This window comes from Clostridium sp. UMB9555A (assembly GCF_030222355.1).
GTDB classification, from domain to species: Bacteria; Bacillota; Clostridia; order Clostridiales; family Clostridiaceae; genus Sarcina; species Sarcina perfringens.
The window spans coordinates 1-15,411 of the sequence record NZ_JASORQ010000006.1; the positions used below are offsets into that span (position 1 = coordinate 1).

General features: G+C 27.3%; 11 protein-coding genes and 1 riboswitch. Of the genes, 3 read left to right on the top strand and 8 right to left on the bottom strand.

Annotated elements, in window-relative coordinates:
* Window positions 1-556: 556 nt before the first annotated feature.
* A complete protein-coding gene (locus tag QP548_RS13665; protein WP_061426161.1) occupies window positions 557-1,213 on the bottom strand; it encodes a hypothetical protein in 657 nt (218 codons plus the stop codon).
* A 686-nt stretch (window positions 1,214-1,899) separates the two neighbouring features.
* Here QP548_RS13665 and QP548_RS13670 point away from each other — a divergent pair.
* Both QP548_RS13670 and QP548_RS13675 read left to right on the top strand, forming a co-directional pair.
* Window positions 1,900-3,099: a murein hydrolase activator EnvC family protein gene (locus tag QP548_RS13670; protein ID WP_061426160.1), complete on the top strand. Its 1,200-nt coding sequence runs from the start codon at window positions 1,900-1,902 to the stop codon at window positions 3,097-3,099.
* A 224-nt stretch (window positions 3,100-3,323) separates the two neighbouring features.
* Entirely contained in the window at window positions 3,324-4,187 is an 864-nt protein-coding gene (locus QP548_RS13675; protein ID WP_061426159.1) for a 5'-nucleotidase, lipoprotein e(P4) family, read from the top strand.
* 203 nt (window positions 4,188-4,390) lie between these two features.
* Here QP548_RS13675 and QP548_RS13680 read toward each other — a convergent pair whose 3' ends face one another.
* The 6 genes from QP548_RS13680 to nagH all read right to left on the bottom strand — a co-directional run bounded on the left by QP548_RS13680 (window position 4,391) and on the right by nagH (window position 13,582).
* A complete protein-coding gene (locus tag QP548_RS13680) occupies window positions 4,391-4,588 on the bottom strand; it encodes a hypothetical protein (protein WP_061426158.1) in 198 nt (65 codons plus the stop codon).
* A gap of 550 nt (window positions 4,589-5,138) precedes the next feature.
* The gene (locus QP548_RS13685; protein ID WP_011591332.1) at window positions 5,139-5,996 is read right to left on the bottom strand and encodes an ATP-binding cassette domain-containing protein; all 858 of its coding nucleotides are present in this window, start codon (window positions 5,994-5,996) and stop codon (window positions 5,139-5,141) included.
* Between the two features lie 14 nt (window positions 5,997-6,010).
* Entirely contained in the window at window positions 6,011-6,781 is a 771-nt protein-coding gene (gene cbiQ, locus QP548_RS13690) for a cobalt ECF transporter T component CbiQ (RefSeq protein ID WP_061426157.1), read from the bottom strand.
* Window positions 6,765-7,076 (bottom strand): energy-coupling factor ABC transporter substrate-binding protein, encoded by a 312-nt coding sequence (locus QP548_RS13695; RefSeq protein WP_003452599.1) that lies wholly within the window; start codon window positions 7,074-7,076, stop codon window positions 6,765-6,767. Before QP548_RS13695 ends, cbiQ begins: the two co-directional genes overlap by 17 nt.
* Complete coding sequence (locus tag QP548_RS13700; protein WP_003457455.1) at window positions 7,076-7,819, bottom strand: energy-coupling factor ABC transporter permease; 744 nt, start codon at window positions 7,817-7,819, stop codon at window positions 7,076-7,078. The genes QP548_RS13695 and QP548_RS13700 overlap by 1 nt, the downstream gene beginning before the upstream one ends.
* 286 nt (window positions 7,820-8,105) lie before the next feature.
* Window positions 8,106-8,306, bottom strand: a riboswitch (cobalamin riboswitch).
* Window positions 8,307-8,695: 389 nt separating this feature from the next.
* On the bottom strand, window positions 8,696-13,582 hold the full coding sequence (gene nagH / locus QP548_RS13705) for a hyaluronoglucosaminidase (RefSeq protein WP_061426156.1): 4,887 nt from the start codon (window positions 13,580-13,582) through the stop codon (window positions 8,696-8,698).
* A 256-nt stretch (window positions 13,583-13,838) separates the two neighbouring features.
* On the opposite strand from nagH, the gene QP548_RS13710 reads away from it, so the two are divergent.
* The gene (locus QP548_RS13710) at window positions 13,839-14,228 is read left to right on the top strand and encodes a hypothetical protein (RefSeq protein ID WP_003462809.1); all 390 of its coding nucleotides are present in this window, start codon (window positions 13,839-13,841) and stop codon (window positions 14,226-14,228) included.
* Between the two features lie 198 nt (window positions 14,229-14,426).
* On the opposite strand, the gene QP548_RS13715 is transcribed toward QP548_RS13710, so the two are convergent.
* The gene (locus tag QP548_RS13715) at window positions 14,427-15,266 is read right to left on the bottom strand and encodes a MurR/RpiR family transcriptional regulator (protein WP_061426155.1); all 840 of its coding nucleotides are present in this window, start codon (window positions 15,264-15,266) and stop codon (window positions 14,427-14,429) included.
* Window positions 15,267-15,411 lie beyond the last annotated feature (145 nt).

The following is a 15,411-nucleotide window of genomic DNA, read 5'->3' on the forward strand; positions in this document are numbered from 1 at the left end:
CTATACTCATATTACTTATAAAAGAATTGCTGGTTTATGTTAATATCTTCTGTTTAATTTTCAAAGACCATTTCGTTATCGCCCTTAAGCGACTTTCTCATTTTAACATCTTTAAGAAACTTTGTCAACAACTTTTTTCAAATTTTTATTTGATATTTTGTTGCCGTGTCTCTTGCTGACGAAATTTATCTTACCATTTTAACCATATTTAATTTAATACTTTTCTCCGTTTTAGATAAAATATATTATTATTTCTATATTTTTCTTTAAAATACTTACTTTTTCCTATATAGATACACTAGGTAAAGTGTTTTAAATAAAATTTACATTCAATATACTTTTCTGTAGAATATTGTATTATTTTATACTATATTTTTAGATTATATAAAAAATACGCTTACATTTTGCATACAAAAATAGATTTTCATATTAATTTATATATAATTTTCTCTATGTTTTTTAATTGATTAGTAAAAGTATATTAAAGTGATTAAATATAACTTACTAAATAATAAATAAAAAACACTTATTTACTATTAAATATAATCACATAGATCTATTCTCCAACTAAGTTTAAATTATTAGCAAACTCCTCTAGACTATATTGAGTATAGTCTGTGTTAATTGCTTTTTTACCTATATCAGTGTAGTAAGAAGCATAAACTGATATTATTAAAAATGCAAATAAAGAAAAAACTACACTTTTCCTAAAATACTTTATAAAGACTACTCCTACTAATACAGATATGGCTAACCATAAAATTTCTGAAGACACATCTATCTTTAATGAATTTATAACTACCATGCATTGCATTATGCAAAAAAATAAAATTATACCAGCTAATAATAAAAATACTGTTATTATAGCTGAAAATAGATATGCTATGACCATATTAAAATAAGAATTACCTGTAAAGTCCTTTTTAGTTAATATATAAGAAGCAACAAATACATTTATTATTGCAAGCAAAGTTATTCCTTTATATGTTTCTAATATGAAGTTACCAAAAAAATTAACAAGACTCTCTAAAAATAGTGTTGCTGTAATATCTCCATTGTAAATTCTAGCCTTAGATAATTCATCAAACTCTATCCCTGATATTTCACTCATAAAGTTTAAAACTACCATTCTCATTATTATCATAATTAAAACAAATAGTATTATTTGAGCATTTGCCTCTTTTAAATATTTTTTAGATGATTTTCTAGCCATAAGAAATTCCCCCTCTTTTATAATTCACTTTAATTATTGACAAGCAGTATCAATCTTAATCACTAAAACATATAATCCAAAAATATATTTATATTGATTAATAAAACTCTAAATTAATATTTAGGTAACTATTAATGAACATATCCCTAATTTAAAATAGGCATATTAAGATTATTTAAAATTAATCTTAATATGCCTGTATAAAATAAATTAATATGAGGTAGCTTTTAATCAATTATCTATTTGCCTTTCTTTTTTTGTGTTGATATTTAAAATTTCTAATAGTCTAACAATAATTTAATTATATTAAATTAAATTTTATCTTAAACCAAGTCTTAGTTATTATTCTAAACAAGTTAAGAATAAGATATATACTTAAAAATCATCCATATATTTAAATTTACATTTTGCATTTATATTTAAAATTTGCAAAAAACCTTTACATAAATATTATATTGATTTCTTTAATAATAAGAAATATCTTATTTATACTTATTGATGTATTAATTTTACATATATTGTTCCTTTTGTAATATAATAATCTTTTTTTACCATTTGTTAACCCTTTATTTAAAAGTTAACTTAAAATTTTCATTTTTTTTGTGGATATTACTAAGGGTTTTAAGGTATAATTTGTTGAAATTACTATAAAACTCTCGAAAAATATATTAAAGATAGGTGATTAAATGAACAAACTTAAAATTGTATCTTTGTTTATGAGTAGCTTTTTAATGATTAGTGCTTTTTCAGCACCATTAATAACCAAAGCAAATCCCGAAGTTAATAAATTACAAGAGGAGAAAAAACAAATTACAGAAGAAAAAGAAATTAAAAAGGGAAAGCTCGATGAAATTAAAGATAGCATTGACGCTAAACAAGCTGAGCTTAATTCAGCTCAAGCAAAAGTTACTGAATATGAAGAGAAAATAAAAACTTTAAATAATGAAATTTCTTCAACTGATTCAGAAATAAATAAAGTAAAAAAATCAATTGAAGAAAATACTACTGAAATTGAAAAAGCTAAAAAAGAACAAGAATTAAAGCAAGAAATATTAGGTGAAAGACTTAGAAATATCTATAAATCTAATTTAAGCGATAAGTTTCTATATATGATTCTTGAGTCTAAAAACTTTGGAGAATTATTCTCTAATATAGCAAATATAAAAACCCTTGTTAAAACAGATAACAAGCTTATTGAAGAGATTGAAGCTTTAAAAAATGAACTTGAAGTTAGACAAGCTGAACTTGAAACTTCTAAATCTACATTAGATAGAAAAAAGGCAGAACTTCTTTCTAAAGAAAAAACTCTTAATGAAGTTAAATCTGAACATGAAAATACATTAAATACTTATAAGTCTCAATTAAGCGAATTAGAGGAATTAGAAGCTGAAAAAAATGCTGAACTTAAAGCATTGGCAGATAGAGAAGATGAAATTGAAAAGGAAATTCAATCATATTTTACTAAAACTCCAAGCACAGCATCTACAACCAGTAATTCATCAAGTGGATTTATAAGACCAGTTGCTTCTTCTTCCATAACTAGCTCATATGGTCCAAGAGTTCATCCTGTAACTGGTCAGTATAAAGTTCATACAGGTGTAGACTTTGCTGCTTCAACAGGAACTCCATTTGTAGCTGCTAAAGACGGGATTGTAACCGCTGCTGAATATCATCCTGCTTATGGAAATATGGTTATAATAGATCACGGTGGTGGATTCAGTACTCTATATGCTCACGCATCTCAATTAAAAGTTTCTGTAGGTCAAAAAGTAAAACAAGGACAAGTAGTTTCTTTAGTTGGCTCTACAGGATATAGTACAGGCCCTCATGCTCATTTTGAAATAAGAATTAATGGACAACATGTAAATCCAATGGATTATATTTAATAGAAAAGATAGTCATTTGACTATCTTTTTTTTTATTTACATAATTATTAATTAAATTTCTATAAGAATAATTTTACATATCAATTATTGATTATTAAAAGATATATATTATTGATTAAACACTTGATTTTAATGGAAACATAAAATATAATGAAAGCGTTAACACATTGATAACTATTTTAATATTCTATACATTTTTATGTAACAAACGAAAGGATGAGGTTATGAGAAACTCAAAAATTACAGCAATTATATTATCAGCAATAATAGGTATTGGTGTTGGAACTGGAGGTACCTTAGTTTACGAAAATAATCAAGAAGCAAAACAAATATCTAAGTTAGAACAAACAACAAAGGCTAATGCAGTTGAAGAAATTGTTAAAGGAAATGTTTTAGCAACTTTATGGCAACAAAATTCTGGAGAAGTAAAGGCTTTAAGATATGAAGCATACAACTCTGGAAAGAGATATGTTGATGAATTAGTAAAAGAACCTACTGCTAAACCCTATGCAGTTACCTTAGATATTGATGAGACAATAATAGATAATTCACCTCATGCAGGGTATGAAATAAAACATAATGAATTATTCTCAAAGGAAAACTTTGGTGAGTGGGTACAAATGGCTGATGCAGCCGCAATAGATGGAGCTAAAGATTTTACTGATTATGCTAAAAGCAAAGGATTTGAAGTTTTCTATGTTTCAAATAGAAGTGAAGAAAAGGAACTTGATGCAACTATAAAAAACATGCAAAAATTAGGTTTTGTAAATTCAGATAAGGATCATATACTTTTAAAAACAGATACAAATAGTAAAGATGCTAGATGGAATAAGATAAAAGATAATTATAATCTTGCAATTTATTGTGGAGATAACTTAGGTGACTTCCCTGATGGATATGATAATAAGTCTAATGAACAAAGAAGAGAAATAGTAGATAAAGAAGCTCAATTCTTTGGAACAAAATACATAGTGCTTCCAAATCCAACTTATGGTGATTTTGAAAATGCCGTTTATGGATATGACTTCAAAAAATCTCCAGAACAAAAACTTGAAGATAGATTAAATAGTATAAAATCATTTAAATAAACTTTAATTAATTTAAAGAAGTTTAATTATACATATTATGAATAAAAAATCTATATTACTGATGTAATATAGATTTTTTTATTATAATATATGTTAACAAAATCAAAGTCTTAAGGCCCTTAAAATTAATTGTAATAATCATAATTCAATTGTTTTTCATAATTTAGAGTTAATAATATTTATATGCTTTATAACTTTTGAAATTAGATATTATTTTTTCTTGATTTATAATATTCTTTTAGTCTTTCTCTTTGCTCTTTAACTATAATTTCATCAATTATATTACTAAGTTGAAGAACCTCTTGAGTACATCCATATTTCTGATATAAACCTGCTAATAAATCTTTTAACTCATTTGTAAACATCTTATCATACTCTCCCTTTTTAATCTTTAATACCATCTCCTATTAAAACATTATATTTCTTACCTATAAAATTTTAATTATTTAGATAATTTATTAAAATCATTTATATTTAAAGAGAAACCATAACTTAAGATAATAAATCATCCTTTAACTATATTCTAAAATCATTTAACTAATTAGTAAATAATTTTAGAATTACAAAATTCGACCATGAATATTTATTAACTTATTATGAGTTTTTGTACTATTTATCCTTTTTTAACCATAACTTATTAATAAAATATTAAATTACTCTTTCACCTTTTTAATTATATTGTATATTTTCCCAATAATAACCACATTTTTATCATATAAAAAAGTCTTAATTTTAAAAAACCACTTAACATTGTAAAAAAAATACACTTTTAATTTAAAATTTTAAAACATTTTCTTTACAATATTAAAATCTATATAAAATTAGTACGAACTTTTAAAAAAATAAATTTTTATATAATTATTCTTATACTAAAATACCATTATAAATTAATAAAAGACCTATACCAAATTAATTTGGTATAAGCCTTTCTTGCTTAATCTAACTTAAATATTAATCATTAAAAATTTTGTTTTTCCAAGAATTTATTGTCTTTCTAGCCTGTCCAATAGTTAAATCTAATTCATCAAATACAAATCCATCCTTTTCTTTTAAAATCTCCATAAGATGTCCGATTCTAGGTAATCTTAAATTAACTTTTCTTATAACTTCTTTTTCAGCGAATACCTCTTTAGGATTTCCTTGTAATATTACTCTTCCTTCTTTCATAACAAAAACATTATCACAATATAAAGGAACAATATCTATATCGTGAGTTGCTATTATTATTGTTATTCCAAGCTCCTTTTGCATTTCTACTAATAACTTCATTATCTCTGAAACGCCCATTGGATCTAAACCTGCCGTTGGTTCATCTAGTATTAAAACCTTTGGCTCCATAACTAATACCCCTGCAATGGCTACCCTTTTCTTTTGACCAAAGCTTAAACAATGAGTTGGCTTATTTTTTAAGTGTTCTATACCAGTTCTTTTTAATGCATTATCTACTCTTTTTCTTATTTCATCTTCTGGTAGTTTCATATTAACAGCACCAAAGGAAACATCTTGGTAAACACTTGCTGAGAAAAGTTGATTATCAGGATCCTGAAAGACAATTCCTATAGATTCTCTAAGCTTCATTATTCCTTTTCTTGAATAATCTATAGGTTTATTGTCAAAAAGTATTCTTCCTGAAGAAGGTTTTAATATACCATTAAAGTTTTGGAACAAAGTTGATTTTCCAACACCATTTCCACCTAATATAGCCGTAACCTCTCCTCTTTTTATATTCATATTTATACCTTTTAGAGCATGAGTTCCATCTGAATAATTATAATTAAGCTCTTCTACTTTTAATATATAGTCTTCCATAAAATCCTCCTACTCTACTTAATAAATATAGCTATTCCTATAAAAATAAGATTAATTATTATAGTTATAATGTAAATGTAATTTCTTTTTTGAACCTGTTCTTCTAAAACTTTAAGTTCTCCATTATACCCTCTGGCTTCTAAGGCAGTATATAAATCATTAGCTCTCTTAAATGAACGTATAAATAGTGTTGATGCAAGAGCACCTAAGGATTTATATGATGTTTTTATATCTCTATATCCAAGTCTTGAATTTTGCGATATAAACATCATTTCTGAAGTTTCTAAAATTATAAATATAAACCTGTACACTAAGCTTATTAACTCTATTAAAAAACTTGGTACTTTAAGCTTAGCTAAAACTGATATTACATCTATAATTGGAGTGGTTAGGGATATAAAGTATAAGCAACTTAAAGATCCCATTACCTTAAGGAACATATTAAGTCCTTGAATAATTCCACTTTTTGAAACTCCAATCCATCCATTAAAAAGCTTAAATGATACTAAAAATGTATCCTGTTTTAATGAATAACTCACAACAATTGTTAGGATACCAATTATTAAAAAAGCTATTGGCACCATCATTAACTTTATAAAAACTCTTATTTTTGTTCTTCCTACTTTGGTTATTAAAAAAGTCATAATACTTATTATAAGCATAGAAACAATAAAATTATTTGCCCAAAGACAAACGCACAAAGTAATTAAGGCAAAAAACATCTTTTCCGCTGGATTAATATTTTTTAACTTAGATGCATAAGCATATTTATCTATGTTTATCATTTACTTCGTCGTTCACTTTCTTTTTGCCTTTTAGATATCCTAATCCAAAGCCAATTACCCCTGCACCGATTGCAGCTTGAAGAGCAAATAATAAACTTTCTATTTCTCCACTAGCTGGTTCAAATAATGGTGAGAACCATGGTTCATAGTTTTCATCAATTTGTGTTATTGCTTCTTCTGCTTGATCATCAGATCCACCAAACTCTCCATTTTTAGCTACAAAGAAAGGTATTATTGTAATAAATACAACTAATAATAGTAATATCACATTAGTTAACACTCTTTTATTTTTCATTATTTTACCCCCTTTGAAAAAATGTTAAGTTCCATTAAATCTTCTTTTGCATAATTTTCTATTGTATTAAAGATTATGACTGTTAATATTCCTTCACTTATAGCTAGAGGAACTTGAGTAACAGCAAATATACCCATGAATTTCATAACTGATGCCATAACTCCTCCAACCTCTGCTGGGAAGGCTAGTCCTAATTGAACTGAAGTAACCATGTAAGTTGCTAAATCTCCAAGAGCAGATGCTAAAAATACACCTAACCATGTTGGCCCATTAAGTTTTTTTACTAATTTATAAAGACCATATGATACTAAAGGCCCAACTACAGCCATTGAGAAAGTATTAGCTCCAAGAGTAGTAAGACCACCATGAGCTAAAAGTAATGCTTGGAATAAAAGTACGATAAGTCCTAAAACTGATGCTGCTGTAGGTCCAAATAATATTGCCGCAAGACCAACCCCTGTAGGATGTGAGCAACTACCTGTAACTGATGGAAGCTTTAATGCTGAAAGAACAAAAGCATAAGCTCCTGCCATAGCTAACAAAATCTTTAGTCTTGGATTATTTCCAACCTTGTTTTTAATAGAGAATAATCCTAATACTATAAATGGTATAGTTATAACTCCCCATGCTATACACCATTTAGGTTGTAAAAATCCTTCCATGATATGCATAGCTGAAACACTTCTTGGTATTAATAAGAACATTAATAAAAATCCTATAAATACTTGATTCTTTTTTGACATAATAATTCTACTCCTTAAATTATATTTTTATTTTGTATTCCCATTTATCATCTTTTTATTTTAAGATAAAATTTGATTTAACTATTTCCGCATCAAATAAAACAATATGTACTAAAAATATTTCCCTTTATAACACTTAATCTAAATATGAATAACTTTAATTTCTAGTTAAATCAGAACTTTAGTCTTAGAAATAAAAAACCCCTAGACATTGCGTCTAGAGGTTATAAAAATTCTAAAAAAATATAACTTACCAAAGCACAACACCTCCTATTTCCCGTAGGATTTTGATGTTTTAAAAATAGGCAGGTCTTCTGGCTCAAGCATCATCACTTTTTGTGGCCTTCCCAAAATATTATATTTCAGTGACTTAAAATACAAAAAGCTCCTCTATTACAGCGGCGGGACCGCGTGGGATTTAAACCCAACTTCCCTTTTAATATATAGTTACAAATGTAACTATTTAACCTATTTCTAAATATTTAATTTTACAATACTTTAACATTATATAGCATATGCATTGCATTTACAATTAAACTCTATAGATTTCTCTAGAAAATATGCTATATATAAGGCTTTCAGTAATTTTTAAACATATACTCTATGTTCATATATTATTATAAAATATTAATTATTAAAAACTTATCTGTTTATCATATAAATTTAATCTTAGAATTTATTTTAAATTAATCTGACTCTAATAATATTTTAAAAAATTTTTATTAAGCTATGTTTTAAATTAAAAGGAATCATATTAGATACAAATAATCATTTTAAAATACTAATCTTTAAAATTCTTAGTATTTTAAATTTGATGTTAAGCATCTTTATGATTCCTAAAAAATTATAAATCTAATTTATCCTTATTAAATTATCTTAATTTAGTATTCTATGATTTATAAAGCTTATCTCATATTCATCAATAGAGCCATCTTTATTTAAATCAAGAGAAGTGTTAGTAGTACTTCCATAGTTTTTAGATACCATTGCTAAGTCTCCTATATCAATCTTTCCATTGCCATTAAAGTCTCCTGTACTTTCTTCTATTAATAAAGAGTTAAATCTTGCTATTGCACCCTCTAAAGATTCCTTAGCTAAATTTATTTCCTCTTCAGTAGCATCTTCCTTGTTAAATACTTCTTCAACCTTATTAATTTCAACTGTTAATCCATCCTTAGCGCCTTTATGGTATTCACCAACATTAAATCCTTCTACAGATTCCTCTAGTAAAGATTTACCTTGATTTATTAATTCACCTAAATTTGTCTTATCAACCTCTGGTGTTTCCTTTACTAAAGCTTTGATTGAAGCATCTAAATCAATTACTATTTGATTTATTTGATCTTGAGTGTAATCAGCTTTATTTTTGTTAGCTTCATTAGCAACTTCTAACACTTCACTAAATAAAGCCCATGACTCAGCTGTATATTCTTCTTCAACTAAAGAGTTTCCTAAAGTTAAAACTTTATTGAAATCTTCAAAATCAGTTGCCCTTAAAGCTAATCCTTCTTCTGACTTATTTAGCTTTTCTAAAGCCTTATCTATTTTCTTCTGAGATGAGTTAGAATCATCTAAAATACTCTTAGCTTCATTTAATGCTTCTTTTAAAGTTTCAAAGCTACTTAAAGTGTATTCATCTCCACTTAGATTTATAAGCTCATCATATTTTGCCTTTAAGGAATCATTTACTGGGAATTCAAACTCTTGGTTTAAAGTTATTATTTCATAAATATTTGGTGCAACATCTGTCCATTCAATTTTTATCTCATAGATATTATTGTAATCACGATTAATAAATTCATTTAAACTATTGCTTAATGTTCCTAATTGAACCCATTGATCAGTTACACTTTCACTGCCATCACCAACTCTAGCCATAACCTTAGCATTTGAAATTGAACTTCCACTTTGAACTATTGTAACCTTTCTAACATCTGTTTTTTCTGATAAACGATAAGTTATACTTCCTTCAGAAACCTCACCATTATTAGTATTAGGCTTATATGAAGTTGTTAAATTTCCATCTCTTAAATTACTTGGGGCAAAGCCTCTTTCCTCAATTGGATTTGAAATATAAGTTGGATCATTTACTGTAGATATATATTCTCCATTGTTTATCATAAGTTCATTTATAACTGTCCAACGATGTCTATATGGTGCAGTAAATAATATTCTTACATATCTAGCCTTTTGATTTAAATTATCTCCTTCAACATAAGCACTATCTATTGGAACTATTCCACCTGATTGGTTTCCATGTTTATATCCATTTTTTAATGGTGTAGAGAACATGTCGTCTACTCCATTTTCTACTCCATCTCCAATACTAATAGCGTCTGTCCAAGTTTCTCCGTCTAAAGATAATTGAATTTTACCATCTCTTACATGGTCAACTTCAGTATCTAATACAACATATTTTAAATTATCCACAAGAATTTCTTGTCCTAAATCATAGACTATAGTATCACCTGTACTAGGTGCACCTAAGAATTTAACTCTTGTTTTTAAATCTCCATCTACAGCTTTTTTAGCTCCATCATCTCCAACATAAGCATCTACTAATGATGGTTCATAAACTTCATTAGAATTAACTTCAAACTTAGTTAAATTAAAATTAATAGTTTCATTGCTTGTATTAATTAGCCTTACATATCTACCGTCTTCTAATGTATTTTTATCTGTTATATCAATCCACTCAACACCATTCATAGAGCTTTGAAGTTTTAAGCCTGTGTCATTTGAAATTTCAAGATTAATATTACTTAAATCTTTAATACGATTTAATTTAACCCCAATATATTCTCCATGATTTAAGCTTATGTCATCTATAGGTATCAACTTAGTTACATCTTCTTTAGCTAAAGATAATAAATCTAATTCTGTATTTGTATATACATTCTCTTTATTTCCTGCACTTTCTAATTCATCACTAACTATTGCAAACTCTGAGAAAGTAAGCCACTTATTGATATTTTCCATATTAGTAAGTCTTATATATTTAGCTGAAATAGGAGTTTCAAAGGATTCTTCTATAATATCTTTTCCTGCTGGAGCGCCTGTTTTATCATATTCTTTTATAGTTGTCCAACTTTTATTATCTAATGAATATTCTAGTTTGAACTTATTCCATTTATCAGAGCTTCCTCCTCCATTTTTACCTATTACAAATCTAATTCCATCAAGTTTTATTTCTTTTCCTAAATCTAAACCTATGAATTCTCCTGCTAAAGATGTATCTCCATTAAGAGTTTTATACCATACACCAGTATTATCATCTCCATCTAAAAGATTAGCTTCATTTCCTTCATAAACTTGCCAAGATTCACTTCTTATTAAACTTGGATTAAACTCTACACCTGAGTTTGAATCCTCTTTCTTATTTACATTAATATCTCTAACACCTAGCCAAGTATTCTCTCTTGCCTCTGTAGCTATTAAACGAACTCCTCTAACCTTTAAATCTAAATTTTCTACTTTTATAGCTCCAGGCATTGTATATTCAACACCCTCTTCTAAATCAATCCATTCTCTTCCGTCAACTGTATATTGAATCTTAGCCTTTTGCATTGTATCGTTAGGATTTGAATTTGCTCCCATTAAGAATTCAACATTATTTAAAGTTATAGGATTACTATATTTAACTCCTACATAAGTTCCAACATCTATTCTATTTGGATTTTTATAAACTAATTCAGTACTAGCATTATTATCAAAAATATTGTCAGGATTTCCTGTTGGGGCATCTTGTCTATTACTTATATAAGTTGCTATTATTCTATTTGGATCAACAATAGAACCTATAACAACTGATAAGTTTTGACCCATACTCTTTATAAATGGAACGATATGTTGAACTCCAACCTCTGCATACTCAGTATGGTCTACATAGTGAAAACCATAAGTTTTTGATTTTTCAAAGGCACTTTGTGCTTCTGAATAATTAGCCCAAGCAGCTTCATCATCTCCTTCTTCTATTGCAATTGCTGATTTTAAATATCCAATAGCAGCATCCATAGTGTCTTCCCAGCAATTTAACCAATAAATTATTTGATCTCTTGTTCTCTCATTTCCTGGATTATTTTTATAATACTCTGCAGCCTTTTGAAGGTTTGTAAACTCTTCTATTAATTCTAAAGCATCTTCCTTAATACTTGCCCCACTATCATACTTTTGCTTAAATGCATCTAATTTTGGTGCTAATTCAACAGACTCTTGTAGTGGTCTAACTCTGCTATCCATATTTTGATTTATCATATGCTTACTTATTTCTCTTAAAGCAAGTGATGAATTTGTTTCCTCAGCGGTTCCATGATCCATATACTTAAATGAGTCATTCCAGTTTTCATCGGCTTCTTCTTTATTGTCCCATATATTCCAAGCATAATCTGCTATAGCGAATAAAGCTGACTTATTAGCTTCTGCTTGTTGCATTGGGTTTAAAACTATACCATCTATCTTACTTGGATCAACTCCTGGATGTAAGAATGTATCATTTCCTCCCATTATTAAATGTTGTTTAGAGTTATCTGAACAAGGCCAGTTAATCCAGAAGAATGGAGCTCTTCCTGGGTGACCCTCAGTAGAAATATTATTCATGAAATTATTTGCAAAATTTTCATCTACTTCTCCCCAAATTCTACCTCCAGTCATAACTATACTTACATTATCTTCAGCTTTATTTAACTCTTTTAATTGTGCAGAACTTCCATTTCCATAGTAATCTGATGGACAGAACATTAAATCTGTTTTTAAATCTGGATAAGTTGATTGTTGTTCTTCTAACCATCTTGTTAAATCTGTAAGAAGCTTAACATACATACTAGCCCCTTGAGCTGGTGCTGAAGCATCATCAGCTAAAATGGCAAACTGTCTAACATCATTCTCTAAAAGTTGAGTAAACTTTGCCTTTATTACTCCTAAATCATTTTGATAATTTTCTTCAGTATCAAACCTAACTGGATTATTCATAAATGGATGTAAGGCATATACATATCTATTTTTAGTCTCATTCCCCACCTGAGCTAACTTTTTAATTTCAGATAATTTTTCTTCTGGATATAAATCTCTCCACTTGCTATTATGATAAGGATCATCTTTAGGTGCGAATACATATTGATTTAGTTTGTAATCTCCACCAAATTTCATAAGTTCTGCCCTATCTTCATTAGACCAAGGATTCCCATAATATCCTTCTATAAATCCCCTATGAGCAACTTCTGCATAGTCATCAGCTCTGAAATTCTTAATTTCATTTCCCTCTTCTAACTGATTAAACACATGTTTTAAAGTAGTAACTCCATAGAAAGCACTATCTGTATCTTCCCCAATTACTCCAATTACCCCATCCTTAATACTTACTATATTTGCATCCATTTTTTCATCAAAAAAACTTTCATCATGAGGAATATTTTTATTAAAATAATTATCAACAACTCCTCCTGATTCATTAATACCTACTAGAAAATTTGTCTTTCCTGGCACTATTTCATTTGAAACAGTGGCTTCTAAATTACTAGCTTCTAAAACTTCATCAACCCGCTTTTTAGTGTAAGTATCAATTCCATCATCATATACAATATTTATTTCATCACTTATTTGAAATTCTCCACCACTATAGCTTATTTCTTGTGGCTTTGGATATATTTCATAAAAGTTTTCTGTAATACCATCTGTGGCAAAGACAACTAAATTTGATGGCAAAACACTAATTGTCATAGCTGCTAATACTGTAGATGTAATAATCTTTCTAATATTCTTATTCATAAACCTTCCCCCTAAAGCTCCCCATATTACATATTATACTTAAATTGTAATTGTTTCCCAATAAATAGTACATGTATTTTATTTACTTCTTATTAATTAATCTAAATTTTTAATAAAAGTCTTTATTTTTTCTTTAGAAAGATTTTAGATAAATTTAATGTCTTTGTAACTCACATGTCATCCACTTAAACTATTTAATTGTTAAAATTTTGTGTATAATCATATTATAGGAAAGATTAAAACAGGGGGGATTAAATTGAAAAAAGGAAATGTACGTACTTTAGATGGAATCATTTACTCCTTATTTATTTTTATGACTATAGTTACACTCTTCATAATATATAGGGATATTCCAAGTAAGGCAGTTCTTAATTTTGTTACAGCTTACGCCATATTTGCAATACTTATTCCTTTATACATATTAGTAAGAGTCCTATTTACAGTTAAACATTTTACTTTTGAAGAGGTAAAAAAAGAAGGAGTTAAATTCTTAATGTTTTTTATAGGAATCATGATGCTTAATTTAGTTGGTGATTTTTTATTACCATTGCCAGACTTAAAATTAAGTAAAATGTTACCTTCCTCATTAGGCTTTGCTTTTGGAATAACTTGTTTTGATATAGTTTTATCTAAAAGAACAAAGTAAAATAGGTCACAGCTTTATTACTGTGACCTATTTTTATTCTTATTTTTAATTAAATTAACTTTAATTAATATCCAACTAAACTTTTTATTTAACTTTAAATAAAAAACCTTGTATCTCTTATAAACTATAGCTGTTACTAAGATACTAGCCCTCTTACAAGCTTATCTTAAGTTCTTAATTCTTTAATAAGATACAATTTTAATCATTAAGAATTGCACTGGTAGTTTTTATTTTCTTTTCAACAGCCTCACTAAACATTTCTTTAATCACTTCTGTATATAATAAATCTAATAAAAATATTTGTGGTATTTTTGATGATATTGATCCTGTTTCAAAAATTGTTTCAGCTGATGTATATGTCAATTCATAATCAGATAACATTCTTAATGGATTATCACTATCTTCTGTTAAAGTTATTATCTTTGTACCATTTTCTTTAGCTTGTTTTACAGTTTTTATTACTTCTTTAGTAGTACCTGAGTTTGAAATAGCAACTATTACATCATCATCATTTGTTATAGATGACATAATAACCATTGTATGGCTATCAGTTACTGGTACTGTTGTAAATCCAATTCTCATAAATTTATAGTTTATATCTGTAGCAGCTATTCCTGAATAACCTATACCTATGAAATAAACTCTCTTAGCATTCATTATTAAATCTCTGCATTTGCACATTAAATCTAAATCAATCTGCTTAACTGTTTGCTCTAATATATTAATAGATGATTTTAACATCTTATTTGCAGTTTCTGTTACACTTTCATCCCTATGAACATGCAAATTTATAATACTTGTATTTTTTTTATTTGAAATCTCCTTTGCCAAAGTAACCTTAAAGTCTTGGAAGCCATTAAAGCCTAACTTCTTAGTAAACCTTGTTATGGTAGCTTCTCCTACTCCTGATTCCTTAGCTATTATAGATATTGATTTGTATATAATATTGTCTAAATCTGACTTTATATATTCAATTAATGTCTTTTCTGACTTAGTTGCTTTAAATTTTGAATTTTCTAATTGTTCTAATATTCCCATAAAGTACCTCTTACTGTTTTAATATTTTGACTCAATTCTATGGTTATATTAAATACTTATAAATAATTTAAAACACTCTAAAACTAAGTCAAATATAATATTTTAAGTATATCATTCTTGTCATATAAGCTCCATAATTTATATA